The organism is Streptomyces sp. enrichment culture, from assembly GCF_964273145.1.
Classification (GTDB): Bacteria; Actinomycetota; Actinomycetes; order Streptomycetales; family Streptomycetaceae; genus Streptomyces.
The window spans coordinates 5,701,170-5,721,858 of the sequence record NZ_OZ186873.1; the positions used below are offsets into that span (position 1 = coordinate 5,701,170).

Below are 20,689 nucleotides of genomic sequence, written 5' to 3' on the forward strand. Positions count from 1 at the left end.
GCCCTTCGAGCCGAAGCGGCTCCACCCTCCCATGTATTTGAAAGCGTTGTCAAACAACTCCGGTTTGCTTGTGCGCGCTCGGGTCAGGGATGGGCGGCGGAGCGCCCAGGCTGTTCCTCCCCGCAGCCGGCCTCCACCAGGAACGGGCTCGGCTGCCCGGTCCACGAGACGTACAGGCCGTCCCGGGCGCGGGTGCAGGCGACGAACAGCAGGCAGCGTTCGGCGGCGAGGTCGGCCTCGTGCTGGAGCCGGTCGACCTCCTCCGGGGTGATGGCCGAAGGGTTCGGCAGGGAGCGGTCGTCGACGCCGACGACGGCGGTGTAGCGGTACTCGAGCCCTTTGAAGGTGTGCATGGTGCCCACGTTGACCGCGTCGTCGGCGCGGGCGGCCCCCGCACGGACCCGGCTGGCGGGGACGCCGGCCGCGATCAGGCGGTCCTTGACCTTCTCGCAGGTCTTGTTGAACCGCGCGCAGATCCCGATCTCCCCGTACGCGGCGCCGCCGTCCACCCACGCGCGCACCTGCTCGACCAGGGCGTCGAGTTCGGCCTCCTCCGTCTTCGCCGCGTGGACGCGCGGCCCGGAGCCGTGCAGGGCGGAGCTGTACCCGATCAGGGTGTCGTGCCGTCCGCTGTCGGCCAGTTCGGCGTAGGGCCGGCCGAGCAGGAGTCCCGTCGCCCAGCTGAGGATCTCCTGGGTGGAGCGGTAGTTCTTGCGCAGCTTGGTCGAACGGCCGGCGACGTTGATGCCGAGGGACTTCAGCGACACCCGGTTGTCGTAGATCCGCTGGTGCGGGTCGCCCGCGATGAACAGGTCGTCGGGGCGGCGCGGGGCGGCCGCGCGGAGCATCCGCCACTGGGCCGGGTGGAGGTCCTGGGCCTCGTCGACGACGACGTGCCGGTAGCACGGCCCCTGCTCGGTCAGCAGATCGGTCGCCTCCACGCAGGTGCCGAGATAGGTGCGCAGCCCGTCCTCGGCCAGCCGCCGGGTGAACTCCTCCACGGTCCGCCACACCAGCGGCCGGGCGGAGGTGGGCAGCGCGCTGCCGCGGCCCCGGCGCTCGCAGCGCTCGTACTCCTCCTGGCTGCGGAGGTCCTGGGCGAGGACGACGTGCTTGTACTCCTGGGCGAGGAACTGCGGGGTGCCGGTGAAGCCGGTGGCCTCCGCGGCCTGCTCCCACCGGGCGGTCTCCTCGTACCCGGTGAGCGGCCGGCGCGAGGTGTTGACCACGCGTCCGGCGAAGGCGTCGACGGTCATGACGTCGACCCGGTCGCGCAGGTCCGGGTCGTCGACGAGCAGGCGGAGCCCTTCGGTGAGGGAGTCCACGAGGGCGTTGGTGAAGGTGGTGAGCAGGACGCGGTCGCCGTCGCGCAGGTGCCGCAGCAGGTGCCGCACCCGGTGGAGGGCGACGACGGACTTCCCGGTGCCGGGCCCGCCGGTCACCTGCGCGGGACCGGAGTACGAGGGACGGTAGGCGACCTTGTGCTGGGCGGGGTGCAGGAAGATCCGCCAGGCGGCGAACGGCTTGTCGAGGATGTCGCGCAGTTCGTCGGCGTCCGTGACGACGGCGATCCGGGTGCGGGTGTGCGCGATGGCGGTCGCGTAGTCGGTGGTGTCGACGGGCTCCTGGGAGTCCGCGCCGGTCAGCGCCGGCACGACGACCTCCTGCCACGTCTGTTCGACGCTCGCGCCGAGGGCCAGGTGCTCCAGCACCTTGTACTGGTCCGGCGGGAAGAACCGCCCGAAGACGTCGAGCTGTTCCAGGCTGGTCAGCACGCGGGCCTGTGCGAGGGTGGTGGCGTCGATGCCGAGCGCGGCCATCTCCCCGTCGGAGACCTTCGCGAAGAGCCGCTGCTCCTCGGCGGGCGCGATGCGCTCGTAGGCGGGGGTCAGCTCCTCCAGGGTGGCGATCTCGCGGAGCTCCACGGCGCCGGTGACGGCGTTGATGGTCGCCTTCTGCTTCACCGCCCACTCGGTGGCCTCGTCGTGCGGGCCGACCCGGAGCAGCACGAAGGTGTCGCCCGTCTCGGGCGCGAGGACCACGCCTCGGTATCCCTGGGTGATCCGGATGGTCCGGATCTGCCGGTCCTTGGCGCCCTTGAGGGATTCCAGCTTCAGGCCCGGGTCCTTGAAGAGCTGGTCGAGGGTGAGCCGCTCGAACTTCTCCCAGGCGTCGAACACGCCGTTCCTGACGTGCTTTTCGAGTTTCTCCAGCTGCTGGCAGAAGGCCTTGTCGAGGGCGAGGTGCGGCATGACGGGATTTTAGGCCGCCGCGGCGGGGCCGCGGGTCGTCCGGGCGTTCGCGCACCGGCTTTCCGGCCGGGCCGTGCCGGTCACCCGTCGCCGAGTTCCCGGTGGAGCATGGCCAGGACCTCCGCGGCCTCGGCGGCCACGTCGTGGCCCGGGCCGTGGACGAGCACCACGTCCTCGTACAGGGCCTCCAGCCAAGCCAGGGCCTCCTCCGGGGCGCCCTGGCCGAGCAGCAGCATGCCGATGTCGCGGCGCAGCTCCACGGCCGCGTCGCTGACGTCGCTCTCGACGGCCCGCTCCACTTCGAGGACCGCCCGCAGCTCCGCCAGTGCCTCGGTCACCTGGCCGAGTTCGCCGCGGCAGCGGGCGGCCTGGGCGCGGCAGTCGCGGGCGGCCTCGCCGGTCGGCCCGTTGATGCGGGCGAACGCCTCGGCCAGCGCCTCGAACTCGGGCAGGGCCGCCCGGTGGTCGCCCGCCAGCTGCCGGCTGACCGCCCGGCGCCGCCGCAGCCGCAGGACGGCCTTGTTCTCGGCGCCCAGGGCCCGCGCCAGCGGCTCGATCATCTCGCCCGCGACCTCGGCGGCCTGCGTGTAGCGCTCCTCCTCCATCAGGGCGATGTAGTGCTCGTCGACCTCCCGCAACTGGGCCCGCAGCAGCTCCCGTTCGGGCGGCGAGACCACGTGCTCGGCGACTTGGCCGGGCGCCGCCGTGTCCGGCGCGACCCGGGGGCGGCTCTCGGCCCGGGCGCGGGGCGCGTAGGGGCGGCGGTAGAGCCCGGTCGGGTCCGGCGCTCCGGGCGGTCCGGCCTCCCCGAGGGCGGAGGACTCCCCGGGCGCGGGCAGGAAGGGCATCAGCCGCTCGTACACCTCCTGCACGTCCACCGGCCGGCTCTCCGGTGCCTTGCGGAGCAGGTGCAGGACCAGCGCCTCCAGCTCCTCCGGCACGTCCGCGCGCAGCCGCCGCAGCGGGGTGGGCGCGGCCCGGACGTGCCGGTCCATCAGCTCGAACTCGCTGCTCCCACTGAACAGCGGCTTGCCGCAGAGGAGTTCGTGGAGCATGCAGCCGAGGGCGTACAGGTCGGTGCGCGGGGTGACCCGGGTGCCGCGCACCTGCTCGGGCGACATGTACTGGTGCGTGCCGATGGGCCGGCCGGAGGCCGTCAGCCTGGTGACGTCGGTCTGCAGCATCGCCGCGACGCCGAAGTCGAGGACCTTCACCGTGCCGTCCCGCGCGACCAGGATGTTGGACGGTTTGAGGTCGCGGTGCACCACGGGCACGTCGTGCGCGTACGACAGCACGGTGGCGACCTGCGCGGCGACCGCCACCGCCCAGCTGACGGGGAGGGGCCGCTCCTCGTGCACGTACCGGGTGAGGGGGACGCCCTCCACCAGTTCCATGACGAGGAACAGGTGCTCGTGGGTGCTGTCGAGGACGGCGTCGTACACCTGCGGCACGCCCGGGTGCTGGATGCGGGCGGTGATCCGCGCCTCGCGGCGGAAGCGCCGCTCCAGCTCCTCGGCCAGCTGCGGCGTGGCGGCGACGGCCTGCGGCCGGATCCGCTTCACGGCGACCGGCCGGTCCAGCACCGCGTCGTAGCCCCGCCACACGTCGCCCATGCCGCCGTTGCCGAGCCGCTCCAGCAGCTCGTAGCGGCCCGCGATCGGTCTGTCCGGCACCTGTCCCCGCCCCGCGTCCTGCACTCGCGCTCGCTCGTCCCTCCGAGCCCATCGGTTCGCGGTCAGTTTCCCCGGAAAACGATCTGTGCGTCCAGCCACGTCCTACGCGGGCGCGGAGGGACGTGCCGTATCCCGCCATCATGCCCACCGTGCACGTCCGGGAGCAGGCCGCGTGCGCCGGTGCGCGCGGGACCGGCGAGATGACTTCTCGACCGCCCCGTCCGGGCACCTTCGCACGGGTCCCGACGTTGATCATTTCGCGGCGGACGGTCCGGCTCGGAATCTGTGCGGGTGACCGACGCAGGAGACGGCCGGACCCGTATCTGAGGACTGAGGGAGAAGAGATGGGTGATGATCGACTTTCGCTCCTTTGAGGAACGGCTCGCGGACGACGCGGCACGCCTGGCGCACCTCAAGGAGGTCGTGCGGACAGACCCCGTTTTCGGTGCGGCCGAGGTGACGAAGGCACTCGCCTGGAACTGTCTTCTGGGCCGAGAGGCTTATGAGCCGGACATCGACGATCTGCTGAACGAAATCGTCCTTCCTCGCGGAGGACGCCTGCTGAGCCTGGCCACTTGGCTTGCGGAGCATGTGGAACATAACCATGGCGGTCACCGGTTGTGGGGTGCGCTCTCCCGTGCAGGTGTCCCTCTGCGGCCGCCCGGCCTGGCCCGAGTGCCGGACGACATCGACCAGCTGGCAGAGGTGCTCGTCGGGTGTACCGGAATGCCGATGCAAATCCGTCTGAGAGCGGCACTCCAGGTGCTGACACAAGGTGGGGATGATGCCGCCGACCTGGTCAGGTCGTACATGGGCTACTTCGAGGTGAGCCATCTCTGGGCGGGAAACGCCGACCATGATTACCTCGAGTCGTTCGCTGACGATGCGTCGACCCTCGTGAGGGTAATTGCTGCAACGCCTGGATGGCCGCTGAAAGAGAGAGTGGAAGCTGTCGTTCACCTCTGGAACGACGGGACGGCTGACGACCTTCCGGCGGAACTCCTGGCACAGACGGAGCAGGGCAGTGAAGAACGACGGATGCTCCTCGAACTCCTCCAAGCAGACGAGAGCGAATACGGCGAAAAGGAACCGCAGCCTCCCTCTCGGTCTGACGGGTGCCGCGGCGCGCTGTTCACAGTGGAAGCGGCGGAAAAGGCATGGGGGTGGGCGCTGTGGATCCGTACCTGATGGCCGCTGTCCGCCGACAGTTGACCGAGTCCCGTGAACCGAACGCCTCCGAGGGGACGGACAGTCAGATCGCCGACAGCGCCCTGGCGACGGCTCGGCTCGCCGTCGCTTACGGTGAATTGCGAAAGTCGCTGCTGCGGGACAGTGAGCAGACCGATGACGAGCCCCCGTGGCGCGCGCTCCGGGGTGGAGACATCGCCGTGCGCATCCGTAGACGTCTTCGGCACTGTGAGGCGCTCGTACTGGCCCCGGACGGCGAAGACCACTCCTCGCCGCCGCAACGATGGGTTTTCACCGTCCTCTCGCGCCCATTCGATTCGGACAGTCGAGCAACAGGCTACGGAGTCACTCTCCATCAGAGGCGCGACGGTACCGGGAGCGATCGGCATCGCATGGACGCCGAACGGGAGCTGCTGGCTGATGAGGAGCTGGCCCAGCAGGCGCTTTACGGGTTCTCTTCCCTGCGGCTGAACCTTGACCCGGAGGTGGGAAGGCAGTGCCCGGGTGTGGGGCAGCGAGGAAGGACGATCTTCCTGGAGCCAAGTGATGAGTGGCATGTCCAGTGTCATGTGTGCGGGGTGAGATGGGCCGGAGGGAGTGACGTCCTCTCGGAGCACGAGGACCGGCGGTACGGCTTCTACTAGACCGCCGGGTGGTGCTCGGCAACTGGTGATCCGGCATGCGGCCGTCCAGCAGTCAACGCCATCACCCTCTGACCGACCGCCCTGCGGTGACCGGCCGAGGGACGGCGGCCCCGTTCCGGGCCACCGTGCCCACTATGTATTCGGCCCAAACTGTCTTCCCGGGCCCGTCCGGGCGCGGTGCGCAGCCCCAGCGGTCGGCGAGCGCCTCGACGAGGAGCAAGCCGCGCCCGCCGGTAGGGGCGGAGTCGCCGGCGGGATCGGAAGCGGGGGTGAGGGCGGGCTCGGGGACCTGTCACCCCGCGTGTCGGTGACCTCCACGCGTACGGTGAGCGACGCCGTGCCCCTCGCTGCCGTACGGCATGCCCACACGTCCAGCCGCCCCCGCAGAGCCGACGGGCCAGGCGCGTGCCTCGGAGCGTCGAACTGAAACGGAGGGTGAAGCAGGCGTGGACCGAGGTCGCCGGTGCGGGTCGTTCTGTGCGATTCACGTACGCGGCGTGGCTGGACGTGCCCTAGCGTGACCAGTGCTGACGCGCTGGCGTGGTGGGGAGGACCCGGGGCGCACACCGAGTACGGTACGGCGGCCTGAGCGGGAAGCAGGGGTGTGCGGTGGTGGACGACAGGGAGAGCGGCGTCGACGCCGAGGTGCCGGGGCAACGGCGCACAGGAGAGGAGTCGGCCAAGGGGCTGATCTGTGCGTTCGGGCGGCAGTTGAAGCTGCTGCGGACCCGGGCGGGGCTGGAGCGGGCCGAGTTCGGCAAGCGGGTCGGATATTCGGCGGACACGATCGCCTCGTACGAGCAGGGGCGGCGGGTGCCGCAACCGCGGTTCATCGAGCAGGCGGACGAAGTGCTCGACGCGGGCGGGTTGCTGGTGGCCATGAAGGGGGAGGTGGCTCGGGCGCGCTATCCGGCCTTCTTCCGGGACATGGCTCAACTTGAGGCTGAAGCGGTGGAGTTGTGCGCCTTTGACGCAGTGGTGATCAACGGTCTTCTGCAGACCGAGGAGTACATGCGGGCAGTGCTGGCGATGCGTCGTCCTCTGTTGGACGAGGCGACCATGGAACTGCGTGTATCCGCTCGATTGGACCGGCAGGAGATCTTCAACCGCTGGCCGGCTCCCCTGCTGAGCTTCGTGATGGAGGAGTCCGTACTGCGCAAGACCCTGGGCGGCAAGGTGGTGCTACGAGAACAGCTTGAGCATCTGCTGCTCGTCGGCCGTCGGCGGAACGTAGAGATCCAAGTGATGCCACTGGACCGCGAGGACAACGCCGGAATCGACGGACCCTTCACCGTGGTCAGGCGCAAGGGCGGAGAACAGGTCGTCTACGCGGAGGTACAGGGACACAGCAACCTGGTGACGGACAACGACGAGACGGCTCTGGGCGCGGCCCGCTATGGGATCATCAGGAGCCAGGCTCTAACTCCGCAGCAGAGCCTGGAATTCATCGAGGAGTTGCTGAGGGAGCTATGAAGACGGCAGAGAACGCAACTTCAGGGGCCGGACTCGCCTGGTTCAAGAGCAGCTACAGCGGAGCCGAGGGTGGCCAGTGTGTCGAGGTCGCTGCCGCTCCCCACGCTGTGCTGGTCCGGGATTCGAAGGACTCCGCCGGGCCCGTCCTGGCTCTCGGGCGACAGGCCTGGGCCGATTTCGTCGGGCAGGCCGCGCGCGGTTGAGGCGGGCAGACGCGTCCTGGGGCACCAGCACTGAGGTGGTGCCGGTGCCCCAGGCGTGTCAGAAGTCGTCCAGCCCTTCCTCCCGGCGGATCATCCGCCAGGCCGCGCGGCGCGCGCTGCGGTCGAGGTTGGACTTGAAGTCGCGGTCCGTTCCGAAGTACCGCTTGCCGAGCGTGTCGATCGTGGAGACGTGGTCCATCATGTTCTCCTCGAACTTCTTGTCGAAGACGACGCCGAAGTTCTCCTCGTCGTTGACGAGGGCGGCGGCCCGGACCTTCGGGTCCTTCTTCGTGGCGTTGAAGGCCGGGAGGACGTCCTCCTCGGTGAACTCCGTGCCGAACTTCGCGTTGAACTTCTCGATCAGCTCCGACAGCAGCGACTTCTCGACGTCCTTGCCGCCGCCGACCCCGTCGCCGAAGCCCTTGAGTTCGGCCGGGCCCTCGGACACGAGGGACTTGTCGTGTTCGCCGGTCTTCTCGACGCGCAGGTGGCTGAGGTCGACCTCCCCTATGTCGACGCCACCGTCCGCGAGGCGGGGCAGCCGGTTGAGCAGGTAGCGCCCGTACAGGTACAGCCGCTCCAGGTCGGCGTCCTGGTAGGGGACGATCTGCGCGAGGAAGCCGTACTTGCGGACGTAGTCGTTGAGGTGGGCCCGGAACTCCTCGGCGGCCTCGACGTCGTCCTCCTCCTCGCTCTCCAGGAGGGCGCTGAAGCGGGTGACGGCGGGGGAGAGGAGCCGGTACAGCTCGGCGTGCAGCTTCTCCCACTTGGCCTGGGAGCCGCCGGCCTTCTCCTGGGCCTCGAAGTACGCGGCGACGAACTCGTCCATGTCCTGCTCCGAGATGATCGGCGCGGACATGACCCGGCTCTGGGCCGTGTAGAGGAGGTTCGGGTCGGAGGACAGGGTGTGCGCCTCCTCGAAGTACGGGCGGAAGGCGTCCTGGATGTCCTCGGCCTCGTTGACGAAGTCCAGGACGGCCAGGTCGGCCTGCGACTTGCGGTCGGCGGTGCGGTTGAGGCGCGAGAGCGTCTGCACGGCGGCGATGCCGGTCAGCGTCTTGTTGACGTACATCGTCGTCAGGAGCGGCTGGTCGAAGCCGGTCTGATACTTCTCGGCGACGACGAGGATCCGGTACTCCTGCTGGCCCCTGCCGCCGGCCTTCGCGGCCTTGTCGTCGGCGCGGGTGTAGGCGAACGCCTTGGGCAGCGCGCTCTCCGGCAGACCGCCGTTCTCCTTGCTCTCGGTGGTCTCCTCGCCGTCGAGGGTGAGGGAGCCGGAGAAGGCGACCAGGACGCCGAGGTCCGGGTACTTCGTGTCGTACTCGCGGTCGGCGATGTAGCTCTTGATGGCGCGGGCCATCTGCACGGCGGACTGGCGGGACGCCGTGACCACCATGGCCTTCGCCCGGCCACCGAGCCGGCCGCGGGTGTGGGCGACGAAGTGCTCCACGATCACCTGGGCGTGCTGGGACACCGTGTGCTCGTGCAGGAGCGCGAACCGGGCGAGCAGGCTGTTCGCCTTGGAGGGGTCGACCTCCTTTTCGTCGCGGTTGAGGTTCGCGAGCTTCCAGTACGTCTTGTAGGTGACGTAGTTGCGCAGCGGGTCGAGGATGAAGCCCTCCTCGATAGCCTGGCGCATGGAGTAGGTGTGGAAGGGGCGGTAGACGATCTTGCCGTTCTCCACCGCTTCCGTGCCGAAGAGTTCGAGCGTCTTGGCCTTGGGGGTGGCCGTGAAGGCGAAGTAGGAGAGGTTGGCGGCCCGGGAACGCTCGACTGCCTTCGCCTTCAGCTTGTCCTCGACAGTGACCTTGGTCGCGCCCTCGTCGTCCGAGTCGGCGTCCAGGCCGAGGTCGCGCAGGGCGGACTTCACGGCGGTGGCCGCGTCGCCGGACTGGGAGGAGTGCGCCTCGTCCACGACGATCGCGAAGCGGGTGCCCTTGATCTCGGTCGGGTTGTCCTTGATGTAGTTCAGCAACGCCGGGAACGAGTGCAGGGTGACCGTGACGATCTTCCCGGTGTCCCGGGAGAGGGCGCGGGCGAGCTGCTCGCTCTTCGCCCCGTGCTTCTCGTCGATCTTCACGACCAGGCCGTCGGTCTGCGAGAAGCCGCCGACCGTCTCCCGGAGCTGGGCGTCCAGGTTGCGGCGGTCGGTGATGACGATGACCTTGTCGAAGACGGGCTCACCGGGCTTGATACGGCCGGCGGCGACGGCCTCGGGGCCGAGGGCGGCCGGGTCGGTGGCGGCGTGCAGGTCGCTGAGGCGGTGGGACAGCCAGCCGATGGTGTTCGACTTGCCGGAGCCGGCCGAGGCCATGACCAGGTAGTTCTGGCCGGCGCCGTGGGTGGCCGCGTGCGCGGTGAGCTTGCGGACCACGTCCCACTGGTGGAAGCGGGGGAAGATCGTCGTCTTGGTGGTGCCGCCGCCGGGCGTCTTGTACTTCTGCTGGTGCACGAAACGCTGGAGGAGGTCGAGCCAGTTGTCCCGCTGCCAGACCTCTTCCCAGAGGTAGGAGGTGGCGTACTTGCCGTGGGCGGTGGGCGCCGGGTTGCCGGCCCCGCCGGGCTGGCCGGGGCCGTTCGATCCGGTGTTGAACGGCAGGAACCGGGTGCTCTTGCCGCGGAGCTGGGTGGTGACGAAGACCAGGTCCGGGTCGACCGCGAAGTTCGCGATCACGCGGCGCGTGAAGATCAGCTCGGTCGGGTCGCGGTCCGTGCGGTACTGCTCCTTGGCCTGCTCGACGCCCTGACCGGTGAGCGGGTTCTTCAGCTCTGCCGTGGCGACGGGGATGCCGTTGAGGAACAGGGCCAGGTCGAGCCGGTGGCCCCAGTCGGCCTGCTTGGTGGCGTAGGGCAGCTCGCGGACGACGGTGAGGCGGTTGGCCCGGTAGCCGTCGAGGACGGAGTCCGCGGAGATGAGGTTGGGCTTGAAGTAGGCGACGCGGAGACGGACCCCGCGGTCCTTCACGCCGTTGCGCAGGACGTGGAGTAACCCGTCGTCGGCGATGGCCCGGTCCAGGCGCTGCGCGAAACCGCGCTGCGCCTCGTTGGGGTTGCCGCCGTAGACGGTGAGCAGCTCGTTCCACTCGTCGGGCTGCGTGGCCCCGATGAAGGTGAACAGCTCGTTGGTGTCCAGACCGAGGTCGGGCTGGTAGTCCTCAGGGTTCGCCTCGCGCCAGCCTCGCTCGCAGAGGGCGGCGACGATCGCGGAACCGAAGGACGACTCGTCGTGCGCGGGGCTCATGCGGAGACTCCTTCGGTTACGTTGCGTCCGCTGGCGGTGGTCACGTCGAACTGGCCGGTTACTGCGGCGGTAATGAGAGCTTGGCGGCGCTCGGTGAGCAAAGTGCGCTGACGGCTCAGCAGTAGTTTCACCTCGGCATCCCGACTTGCTGCCCTATCGAGCTCCCCAACCAGTCGGGCTTGAGTGGGAATTTCGGGAAAGGGGAATCTCTGCGGCCTCAATTGCTCGCGTGTAAGGTGCGTCATAGTCGAGGTATTACCTTGAACTTGGAAGACCCTCAGGCGCTCGGCCGCGACCAGACAATAGTAGAGCCAACGGGTGAGTTCTTTGCCGCGCGCCCTGATGCGATGAAGAGCCTTCTGGTAGTAGATCTCGGAAATCTCCCCGTTCCACACCGCCGCACGCCCCGGCCAACTGCCACCTTCGTTCACCAGCAAGTCGCCTGGCTTAAGTCGATATCGGCCTTGCTCTGCGGGAGGGAAATTCATCATGGCCAAATCGGCGACATCGATTCGGTCCCACTGTACATTTGCGACCCGAAGATACGGGCGGAGGTAGTCGCCTTGTGCTTGCTCTTGGTTGAGCATTTTACCGAGCTCGACTTCAAAGTAGTGCGACACGGCACCAATTCGCCAGTTTGCGGGGACGGTGCCGAGCCAATCCAGCCCGCTTTCCTTGCGTTCACCCTTCACGTGTGCGCCTCGCACTGCGTCGTATACACGACGGATGGCGGCTTCCTCAAGCAAGGTCTGCTGCCGGGTGCGCAGATCGTGGATCCGGTCAATGCGGGCGGTCTCGGCGTCGAGGAAGTCGGCGATGCGGCGCTGCTCGTCGAGCGGCGGCACTGGGATGGGGATGCCGCCGAACTCGTCGGGATTAATTCTGGGTGTGCGAACATTCCCGAGATCGACCGAACCGATTCCGCGTAGCCGTTGAACGACTTGTCCTCGAAACCAGGCGGACCGGAAGAGGTGATGAAGGTAGCGACTCTCCACGAGAGGGCCGACACGCAGCACCATGTAGTCAGGACTGACGACTCCCGATAGCGGACTTCGCCCCATAGCCCCCTGGTACGCAGACATCCTGTTCACTACAAGGTCTCCAGGCAGGCATACCTTGTAGTTGGTCAGGTCCTCTGCGCGCGGCAAATCGTCTGTGATCTCAGATCGTGGCACTACGCCGCGATACTGAGAAACAGAAAGAAGGGGAAGTTGTAGCTCGCCCGCCCTCTGGTCGACCTCGCGAAACAGGTATTTACCTGGGATCACTTGGGTCATTCCGTCACTTCCCCCAGTAGTTCCTGAATCTCCGCCTCCAAGGCCTTCAGCTCCGCGTCGATCTCCGCCAACGGCCGTGGCGGCTTGTACACGTAGAAGTGCCGTGTGAACGGGATCTCGTAGCCGGTCTTCGTCTTGCTGTGGTCGATCCACGCGTCCGGCACATGCGGGTGAACCTCCCGCGTCAGGTACTCCTCGACGTCCTCGCCCAGCGGAACGTTCTCGTAGTCCCGTAGCTCCGGGTCCGGCTCGGGCTGCCCCTTGACGAGCTGCACCTCGCCCTCCGGGTTTCGCACGCCGACGACCTCCCGCAGCGTCTTGTTGAACGGCGCCCCCGTCGGCCACGTCCCGCCGGCCTGGACCACCGCGTCCTTCAACGCGAGCCAAGCCTCCTGCTTGGTGCCCCAGCTCGATCCCATCAAGGACTTGAAGGCGTCCGCCAGGACTGAAGCCTGCGGTAGCTTCTGAATCGGCTTGGACGCCTCCAGCGCCGCCAGCGTCTCCTCGGTGATTTCAAACCGCAGCTTCAGCGGGCGTTCGACCGTGATCCGCTGGTAGCCGAAGTCCTCGTTGCGGAAGACCTTCACCTTGCCGTGCAGCGGGTGCTCCGGGTCCTCCGCCACGTCCAGGGCCTCGCCGTACAGCTTGACGACCGTGGCGATGTGCTCCTTGCCCAGTTCCTTGCGCTTGTCGCCCAGCGACTTGCGCATCTTCTGCCACTGGTCGCGGGCGTCCAGCAGGACGACCTTGCCCTTGTGGTCCGGGCTCTTACGGTTGGTCAGGACCCAGAAGTAGGTCGAGATTCCGGTGTTGTAGAAGAGCTGGTCCGGCAGGGCGACGATGCCCTCCAGCCAGTCGTTCTCCAGGATCCAGCGGCGGATCTCCGACTCGCCCGAGCCGGCCCCGCCCGTGAACAGCGGCGAGCCGTTGAAGACGATCGCGATGCGCGAGCCGCCCCCGCCGTCCACGTCGACCGGCTTCATCTTCGAGATCATGTGCTGGAGGAACAGCAGCGAGCCGTCGTTGATGCGCGGCAGGCCCGCGCCGAAGCGGCCCGCCTCACCCAGCTTCTCGTGCTCGGCGGTGACCTCGTCCTTGACCTTCTTCCACTCCACGCCGAACGGCGGGTTGGCCAGCATGTAGTCGAAGGTCCTGCGGGCGTGGCCGTCGTCGGAGAAGGAGTTGCCGAAGGCGATGTTCTCCGGGTTCTGGCCCTTGATCATGAGGTCGGACCGGCAGATCGCCCAGGACTCGGGGTTGAGCTCCTGCCCGTACACCTCCACCGTGGCGTCCGGGTTCAGCTCCGTGATCAGGTCGTCCATCGCGGAGAGCATGCCGCCCGTGCCGCAGGCCGGGTCGAGGACCGTGCGCACCGCGCCCGGGAGCTGGAGCGCGTCGCCGTCCGGGGCGACCAGCAGCCGCACCATGAGCTGGATGACCTCGCGCGGAGTGAAGTGCTCACCGGCCGTCTCGTTGGACTGCTCGGAGAAGCGGCGGATCAGCTCCTCGAAGATGTAGCCCATGTTGTGGTTGGGCACGACCTCGGGACGCAGGTCCAGGTCGGTGAACTTGCCGATGACCTGGTAGAGCAGCCCCGCGCCGTCCAGCCGCTTGATCTGCTGGGCGAACTCGAAGCGGTCCAGGACGCCGCGGGCGTTGTCGGAGAACGCCCCGATGTACACGGTGAGGTTCTTCGCCGCGTTCTGCGGGTCCGCCGCGATCTTCCTCAGGGTCAGTGTGGACCGGTTGTAGAAGGCGTGGCCCGAGGCCCGGCGCAGGAAGCGGTCCGGGTCGATGTCGCCGTCCTTGTACTGCTCCGCGATCTCGGCGACCTTCTCGCGGGTCGGTTCCAGCACGCACTCCAGTCGCCGCAGCACCGTGAACGGCAGGATGACCTTGCCGTAGTCGGACTGCTTGTAGTCCCCCCGCAGGAGGTCGGCGACGGACCACGCGTGGTTCGCCAACTCCGTGTGCTTGCTGCTGTTCAAGACTTCTTCCGTTTCCCTTCCGGGGCCGGTGTGGATGACTGTGAGCGCGGAGGGAGGGATGGTGGTTCCTCGTCCGTCCGCACCAGGGGTGGGGGTGGTCCCAGAGCCTAGACGGGCTCCGGCACCAGCTGTCCGCCCGTGAGCCCCCCGCTCACGAGGCGTGCCGTCTCCTCGGCCAAGTCCTGTGCGCGCCGGGCCTGTTCGCGCAGCGCCTCGACGTGGCGGAAGGCCTCGCCGTACCGGCGCTGCTCGGCCAGCGGCAGCAGCGGTACGCGCAGCCGTCCCGGGCTGAGGTGGAGCGTGGAGCTGCCGGTGGAGGCGCCGGCCAGATTGGCCTCGGAGCTGAGGAAACCGAGGAGGAACCAGGGGTCCAGCCGGGCCGGGTCCGGCCGGAACAGGTGGACGCCGGTCCCCAGCAGGACGCCGGCCTCCGCCTCGCCCGCGATCCGGGCCATGGGGCCGCTGCCGCCGACCAGGTTGCGGACCAGGACGTCGCCCACGGCGATCTCCGGCGTCTGCTCGGCCCGCGAGTCCGGGGCCCGTCCCGTCGGTCCGGTCCCGCGGGCGATGTCGTCACCCGTCAGGACGGGCCGGCGTTCCCCGCCGTCGGCGCCCGTCTGCGGGTCCTCCGCCTCGGGGGCCGTCGCCCGCGGCGAGACCGGCACCGTACGCAGCACCTTCAGCGCCCCGCCCCGGGCCAGGTCCGACACCGTGGCCGTGCGCCATTCGCGGGCCGAAGCCCCCGCGGCGCTCCACGGCGCCGCGCCGGCCAGCTCGGCCACCGTCCGCGCCGCCGCCGCCAGCCCTTCGCGGGCCGCGGCGGCCTCGCGGGCCAGTTCCCGCGGGTCGACGTCCGCCTGGGAGGCGCGCACCTGCCGGGCCGGGGTCACGTCGACGACCTCGTCGAGCAGGTCGACCACGCTCACCGCGCGCGCCACACCGGCCTGTGCCTCGAAGCCGTCCGGGTCCTCGGCGTACGCCGTCCACGCGGAGACGATCCGCTCCGTCACCCGCGTCCAGTCCACCGAGCCTGAACGGGTCCCGCCGCGCCCCGGCGCCGACGGCTCGCCCACCGTGTCGACGAAGAGCACCGTCTGGTACGCGGGCCGGGTCGGCTCCGGGCGCTGGAGCACCCACACCTGGAGACCGATGTGGAGCGGGATCGCCGCCCCCGGCGGCAGGGCCGCCACCGCCCGCAGCGCGCCGCTGCGGATCAGCTCGGCGCGGATGCGGCGGCCGGAGGAGCGGGACGCGGTGGCCGGCGGGAGGAGCAGCACGGCGTGACCGCCCGGTTCGAGGTGGGCCAGCGCGTGCTGGACCCAGGCCAGTTCGGACTCGGCGCGGGGCGGGAAACCGTACGCCCAGCGCGAGTCGTAGGCCAGTTCGTCGTGGCCCCAGTCCCGGTCGCCGTAGGGCGGGTTGCACAGCACGGCGTCGACGGTGAGGTCCGGGAAGGCGTCGGCGCGCAGGCTGTCGCCCGTGCGCACGGTGACGTCCGTGCCCTCCTTCGCCGTCAGGGTCAGGCCGACCGCGGTGCGCCGCGCCTGGACGGGAAGGCTGTCCTGCCCGTACAGCTCGCGCGCGCCGCGCGCCGCGGCGGCCGCCAGCAGGGTGCCGCTGCCGCAGGCGGGGTCGAGGACGCGGGCGGGGGAGCCCGGGATGAGGCGGGCCAGCAGGTCGGCGAGCGGGGCCGGGGTGCGGTAGGCGCCGCTGGCGGCGCTGTCCTCCAGCTCCCGCTCCGCCAGGACACCCAGCGCCGTCTGCGCGCCCTCGTCACGGACGCAGAGCAGCAGGGCGCGCAAGGCCGCGGTGTCGGCGGCGGTGAACCGGGCGGGTTCCGTGTCCGGTACCACGTCCGCGACCTCGGCCGCCGCGTCGTTCGCCCGCTTCGGCAGGTCGTCGTCGGGCAGCGCGAGCAGGCCGGTGAGGCCGTCGGCGGGGAGGCGGGCGGCTGCCAGGACCAGCAGGAGCAGGTCGGACGTGCCGGCGCCGCCCGGCTCGCGCAGGCGCAGGGTGGTGCGGAGTTCGCCGCTGGGAGTGGCCGCCGTGCGCTGTCCGCGGGAGGCGAGCCAGGCGCGGACCTCCTCCAGGTCGTACAGCGGGCTGCTGTCCGTGCCGCCCGAGGGCGCGGGGAAGTCGTCGTGCCGGCGGCGCCAGTTGCTGACGGTGGCGCGCGTGACGCCCGCGATGCGGGAGATCTCGGCGGCTGTCACCTGGGCGGATGGTGCGGATGGCTGCGGCATGGGTGTGGTCCTGGCTCCGATGGTCGGCGTGGTCACACCCTACAGCACGGGTCAACTCTTGGAAACTGTTGGACAGTGCTTTCGCGATCGTGCTTTCATGTAATCGCTTCCGACGGTGAGCGTCGCTCCCCGGCGTGAAGCGTCGCCTCTCTTGCCACAGCCCTGTCCTCGAGCACCCGGCCCCTCGTCCTGCCCCGACCCCTCCCGGTGAACGCCGGGGGACGTGCGGCACCTCGGGGCCGACGACGGCCGAACGACCACCACCCAGGGGGAACCCATGCGCCTGACCCTCCCGAGCGGCACCCCGGAAGGAATCCCGCTCACCGTCATGCCGGTCCGCGAGGACGCGGTCATCGGCACCATGTCCCTCGCGACGCTGGTGCGCCTCGTGCCGTCACCGCGTCAGGAGGAGGACCCGCGCGCCCTCAAGGCCGCGTCCGGGCACGACCGGCGCCGCGCCGAGCTGCGCGCGACCGTGCAGCGGACGCTGAAGTCCCAGAAGGGCAAGAACATCCCGGACTACGCCGAGTACATCGCCGCCGGCCTCCTCGGCAAGCACGGCTCCGCCTGGTCCACGCCCCCGATCACGCTCTGGCACGCGGGCGAGATCGCCGCGATGAGCGACGAGCTGATCCCCGGCTCGGGCCTGCGGACGCTGACCGTCGCCCCGGACGCCATGGTGATCGCCATCGACGGCGAGACCCAGACCACCGCCTGGCACGACATCTACCAGGACCCCGAGTCCTTCGGACTCACCTACGCCGAGCTCGGCCGGCGGGTCCGCATCCCCTTCGAGCTCTACCTGGGGATCTCCCCGGCGGACGCGCGGCAGATCTTCTACGACCGCAACGTCAAGGGCGTCGACGTCGCCAAGAACCTGGCCATGTCCATGGACCAGCGCGACCTCGCCACCCGCCTCGCCCATGTCGTCGGCGAGAAGCTCGAGGTCGAGTCGGACGGCCGGCGGATGCCGTTCGGCACGCTGGTCAACGCCGGCAAGCGGCAGCTCACCAGGACCGACAAGGAGGTCGTGACGCTGTCCGCGCTGCGGACGCTGATCGTCACCACCGTCTTCGGCGGCAAGGGCGTGCAGTACTCGGCGACCACCGTCCACGCGGGCGACCTGCCGCCGAACACCGACGCGGACGAGGTGGAGAGGGTCGTCGTCCGCCTGGTGTCCCGGCTGGTCGGGGACCGCTTCCCGGACTTCGCCCGGCGCAGCGCCATCACCGCCCCGGCCGTGATGGCGGGCCTCGGCGTCCTGCTGCACCGCGCGACCCCCTGGTGCGACCCCGGCGACGCCATGAGCTACGAGACGATCGAGCACCTGCTCGCCGACGTCCGCTGGGAACGCGAACCCGCCTACTGGGACGGCGTCTGCGCCAGCGTCGGCTCCACCGGCCGGCTCAACTTCAGCGGCGGCGTGAAGGACTCCGCCGGCCGCGTCGCGGGCGCGCTCCTCGACCCGCACGGCGAGCTCGGCCGGAAGATCCGGGGGAGGTGGAGCTGAGGAGGCGCGCGGCGCGGGCTCCCCGACGCCGAGACCTTCTCATCCGCACCCCTCCCCGGGACGAGACCCCGCCCGCGGGCACGACCTACGGCTTCCGTACCCACGTATCCGTGGCGTCCGGGCCGCGATACCACATCCGGGTCGGCCCGGACCGGCTCCGAGCACGGCGGGGCGGCTCCGCTGCCGTCCGCGTGCACGCCCCTCCTTCCGCCACCCGTCAGTCTCCCTCCCTCCGCATCCGCACAAGGAATGGCCTCATGAACCACCCGAACACCTCCGGCACGCCGTCCTCTCCCTCCCCGTCGTCCCCGAGCGCCGTCGCCGCCGCGTCCACGGACGGCCCCCGGCATCGGACGGCGGCCGGCCGGGCCCCGGCCACGGGCACACCGGAGGCAACGCCGCAGGCGTCCTCCGCTTCCGCGCAGCCGACGGCCGGGAGGGAGCCGTCGGTGCGCGGAGCACGGCTCGCCCACGGGGCCTCGACGCCCCCCGCGCGGACCACGGCGCCTTCGACCCGCCCGCGCAAGGCCGTCCTCGCCGTGGTCGCGACGGTCGCGGGCTGCTCCCTGTGCGCCTGCTCCGCCACCGGCGGCACCGAGGCCGGCACCGCGCCGCCGGCGGGCACCGTGAGCGCCTCGCAGGACACCCGGAGCACCGAGGACGCGCAGGACGACTCCGACAGCGACACCCTCATCGTCGCGCTGGACAAGACCGCCACGTGGAACAACGGCGTCGAAGCGCACCTGAGCGGCTTCGGCCGGGGCACCTCCGGCGAGTACGCCAGCCCGTCCGGCGAGGCCTACCTGGCCTTCTCCGTCACCCTGCGGAACGGCTCCAAGTCCGCGATCGACCTGAGCCTGGTCAGCCTGTCCTGCCCGGACGGTGCCGAGGAGGTCTTCGACACGGACGCGGGCTTCGACGGCGCGCCGGACACGCACCTGCTGCCGGGCAAGTCACAGAGCTGGAAGGCGGCCTGCGTGTTCCCCGAGACGGCCAGGAACGCCCAGATCGAGATCACGCCGGCCGACACCTCCGGCTCCGGCTGGTACCGCACGGCCATCTTCACCGGCCAGGTGCGGTAGCCCGGGCCGCGGGCGGAACCCCGCCGGGCACCGTCGCCGTCTCCGCACGACGACGGCTCACACCTCCGCCGGCACCGGGCGCACCCCGGTGCCGGAACCACGGGCCCGCCCGCACCCGCACCCGGTCACACACCCCGTCGGCCCCGCTCCTCACCACCCGCGACTGGAAGGCCACCGTGACGATCACCGAGCACACCCAGCTGGTCCGCCGCCTCGCCGACGACTTCACCGCCCTGCAAGAGGCCGCCCTCGCGCACATGAACGGGATCTGCCCCCCGGAGACCGCGGCGGCCCTGGAACACCCCTCGCTCGCCGGCCCGGTCACCATCGCCCTCGCCCACGCCGACGTCCTGGCCCGCGGGGCCGTCCGGTGCGCGGAGCTCTCGGTTCAGCCTCCCGAACGGCTGCGGAGGCTGCGGGCCCACGCGCGCAGGGTGCGCCGGGCCCGGTCGCAGGCGGAGGCCCGGTACAAGGAGCAGCGCGCCCGCCGCCTCACCGGCCGCTCCCGGCCGGTGGACACGCTGGAACTGAGGGTGGCGCGCAGGGCGTTCCCGGCGGCCTTCGCCGAGGCCCTGCGGCGGGAACTCCGCGACAGGGGACTGCCGGACGGCACGCCGCAGGCGCCGGAGAGCGACCTCGCCCGGTGGGCCTGGGACCGAAGGACGGCAGGGGACGAACCGCCGGCACCGGTGCGCGCGCTGCGGGACTGCGACGACGACGCCTTCGTCCAGGCCCTCCTGCGTGATGCCCGGGAGGAGGAGAACCCCCACCTCCCGCACGACGCGGTGGCCGAACGGTGGAGCCACCACGCCCGTACCGCGCTGGCCTGGGGCCGCTACGCGATAGGCCGGGCCGAACGGGACGCACTCGCCTGCTCCCCCTCCGCACGGCACGCCCGGCTCGACGCCCTGGACGACGCCTACCAGGACACCGCGGTCCTCGCCGCCCGCTCCCGCGAAGCACAGCTCCGGGCCACGGACCTCCACGACCGCATGCGGGCCTGCGTGACCACGGGGCCCGTCGCGGAGCTCGTCGCGCAGTGCCGCGCCGCCGCCCTGGCGCGGTTCGCCGACGCCGAGCCCGAGTCGTGGCACGGTGTGCGCGAGCTGACCGCGGAGCACCGGGCGCACTGCCCCGAACAGGCCGACGGCTGCCCGCGCTGCCACCGCGCCCTCGCCGCCCTCCTCGCCGACACCGGCGGGGAGGGGGACGACGAACATCCGACGGCGACGGCCCCGGCCGACGAGGACCGCTACGCCGTGCTCGCCGACCTCCCCGAAACGGCCGTCGTGGCCGTCGCCGACGCCGCCGTCGGCGACGGGTCCGCGCTGTGCGGCTACGGCTGGGCCGCCGAGGACGGGACCACCGGACACGGCGACTCCCTCGCCTCGGGCAGCGGCGAAGCCGAGGTCATCGGTGTCTGCGCCGCCGCCCTCAGCCTCCTCCAGCAGCACGAGGAGGCGCCCGTGGTCCTCCTGTGCGACAGCACCGAGGCGGTCGACGCGGTCGACGCGGCCCTGCACTCCGCCGACCCGGCGGCCGCCCACCGCACCCTCCTCTTCCCGGAGGGCCGGCAGCTGATGGACCGCCTGCTGCACCACCGCCACCGCCACCGCGTCCAAGTCCGCTGGCTGAAGGGCCACATCGGACACGACCTCAACGAGACCGCCGACGCCTTCGCCCGCCTAGCCCTCCGCCGCGCCACCGGCCGCATCCCTCCCTCCGCGGCACGCAAGGAGGAGGCGCGGATCCTGCGCTCGCTCGGCGCCGGGGGCGACCCCCTTCCGGCCGCTGCGTAAAGCCGTGGTCCGAGGTGGACAGTAGGCATGGCGGGCGCCGTCTCCCGAGGACATCTGGGCCTGCTCCGACCCGGAACACCCCGGCGTCCCCGCGGAGTACGGCCCCGAACGGGCGG

Annotated in this window: 13 protein-coding genes; 7 read left to right on the forward strand and 6 right to left on the reverse strand. The window is 70.5% G+C overall.

Going from position 1 to position 20,689, the window contains the following annotated elements:
* Positions 1-83: 83 nt before the first annotated feature.
* On the reverse strand, positions 84-2,252 hold the full coding sequence (locus ACSU6Z_RS25345; protein WP_437049013.1) for a UvrD-helicase domain-containing protein: 2,169 nt from the start codon (positions 2,250-2,252) through the stop codon (positions 84-86).
* Positions 2,253-2,332: 80 nt separating this feature from the next.
* Complete coding sequence (locus ACSU6Z_RS25350; RefSeq protein ID WP_437049014.1) at positions 2,333-3,925, reverse strand: protein kinase domain-containing protein; 1,593 nt, start codon at positions 3,923-3,925, stop codon at positions 2,333-2,335.
* A gap of 348 nt (positions 3,926-4,273) precedes the next feature.
* Between ACSU6Z_RS25350 and ACSU6Z_RS25355 the strand changes: the two genes are divergently transcribed.
* The 4 genes from ACSU6Z_RS25355 (at position 4,274) to ACSU6Z_RS25370 (ending at position 7,433) form a co-directional block, all read left to right on the forward strand.
* On the forward strand, positions 4,274-5,113 hold the full coding sequence (locus tag ACSU6Z_RS25355; RefSeq protein WP_437049016.1) for a hypothetical protein: 840 nt from the start codon (positions 4,274-4,276) through the stop codon (positions 5,111-5,113).
* Positions 5,098-5,757, forward strand: a complete 660-nt coding sequence (locus ACSU6Z_RS25360; RefSeq protein ID WP_437049018.1) for a hypothetical protein — start codon at positions 5,098-5,100, stop codon at positions 5,755-5,757. Before ACSU6Z_RS25355 ends, ACSU6Z_RS25360 begins: the two co-directional genes overlap by 16 nt.
* 645 nt (positions 5,758-6,402) lie before the next feature.
* A complete protein-coding gene (locus tag ACSU6Z_RS25365) occupies positions 6,403-7,230 on the forward strand; it encodes a helix-turn-helix domain-containing protein (protein WP_437050480.1) in 828 nt (275 codons plus the stop codon).
* Positions 7,227-7,433, forward strand: a complete 207-nt coding sequence (locus ACSU6Z_RS25370; protein ID WP_437049019.1) for a DUF397 domain-containing protein — start codon at positions 7,227-7,229, stop codon at positions 7,431-7,433. Before ACSU6Z_RS25365 ends, ACSU6Z_RS25370 begins: the two co-directional genes overlap by 4 nt.
* 58 nt (positions 7,434-7,491) lie before the next feature.
* Here ACSU6Z_RS25370 and ACSU6Z_RS25375 read toward each other — a convergent pair whose 3' ends face one another.
* The 4 genes from ACSU6Z_RS25375 to ACSU6Z_RS25390 all read right to left on the reverse strand — a co-directional run bounded on the left by ACSU6Z_RS25375 (position 7,492) and on the right by ACSU6Z_RS25390 (position 16,152).
* On the reverse strand, positions 7,492-10,674 hold the full coding sequence (locus tag ACSU6Z_RS25375) for a type I restriction endonuclease subunit R (RefSeq protein WP_437049021.1): 3,183 nt from the start codon (positions 10,672-10,674) through the stop codon (positions 7,492-7,494).
* Entirely contained in the window at positions 10,671-11,951 is a 1,281-nt protein-coding gene (locus ACSU6Z_RS25380) for a restriction endonuclease subunit S (RefSeq protein WP_437049023.1), read from the reverse strand. Before ACSU6Z_RS25380 ends, ACSU6Z_RS25375 begins: the two co-directional genes overlap by 4 nt.
* A complete protein-coding gene (locus tag ACSU6Z_RS25385; protein WP_437049024.1) occupies positions 11,948-13,939 on the reverse strand; it encodes a type I restriction-modification system subunit M in 1,992 nt (663 codons plus the stop codon). Before ACSU6Z_RS25385 ends, ACSU6Z_RS25380 begins: the two co-directional genes overlap by 4 nt.
* A 107-nt stretch (positions 13,940-14,046) precedes the next feature.
* Positions 14,047-16,152 (reverse strand): N-6 DNA methylase, encoded by a 2,106-nt coding sequence (locus ACSU6Z_RS25390; protein ID WP_437049026.1) that lies wholly within the window; start codon positions 16,150-16,152, stop codon positions 14,047-14,049.
* A gap of 307 nt (positions 16,153-16,459) precedes the next feature.
* Between ACSU6Z_RS25390 and ACSU6Z_RS25395 the strand changes: the two genes are divergently transcribed.
* The 3 genes from ACSU6Z_RS25395 to ACSU6Z_RS25405 all read left to right on the forward strand — a co-directional run bounded on the left by ACSU6Z_RS25395 (position 16,460) and on the right by ACSU6Z_RS25405 (position 20,573).
* On the forward strand, positions 16,460-17,692 hold the full coding sequence (locus ACSU6Z_RS25395; RefSeq protein WP_437049028.1) for a DNA sulfur modification protein DndB: 1,233 nt from the start codon (positions 16,460-16,462) through the stop codon (positions 17,690-17,692).
* 449 nt (positions 17,693-18,141) lie between these two features.
* On the forward strand, positions 18,142-18,774 hold the full coding sequence (locus ACSU6Z_RS25400) for a hypothetical protein (RefSeq protein ID WP_437049029.1): 633 nt from the start codon (positions 18,142-18,144) through the stop codon (positions 18,772-18,774).
* A 176-nt stretch (positions 18,775-18,950) separates the two neighbouring features.
* Positions 18,951-20,573 carry an RNase H family protein gene (locus ACSU6Z_RS25405; RefSeq protein ID WP_437049031.1) on the forward strand — a complete coding sequence of 541 codons (1,623 nt, stop codon included), beginning with the start codon at positions 18,951-18,953 and terminating at the stop codon, positions 20,571-20,573.
* Positions 20,574-20,689: the final 116 nt, after the last annotated feature.

Excerpts from the sequence above, each read along its gene's own strand:
- ACSU6Z_RS25370 (WP_437049019.1), top strand. The coding sequence starts at position 7,227 with ATGAAGACGGCAGAGAACGCAACTTCAGGGGCCGGACTCGCCTGGTTC.
- ACSU6Z_RS25345 (WP_437049013.1), bottom strand. The coding sequence starts at position 2,252 with ATGCCGCACCTCGCCCTCGACAAGGCCTTCTGCCAGCAGCTGGAGAAA.
- ACSU6Z_RS25395 (WP_437049028.1), top strand. The coding sequence starts at position 16,460 with ATGCGCCTGACCCTCCCGAGCGGCACCCCGGAAGGAATCCCGCTCACC.
- ACSU6Z_RS25375 (WP_437049021.1), bottom strand. The coding sequence starts at position 10,674 with ATGAGCCCCGCGCACGACGAGTCGTCCTTCGGTTCCGCGATCGTCGCC.
- ACSU6Z_RS25380 (WP_437049023.1), bottom strand. The coding sequence starts at position 11,951 with ATGACCCAAGTGATCCCAGGTAAATACCTGTTTCGCGAGGTCGACCAG.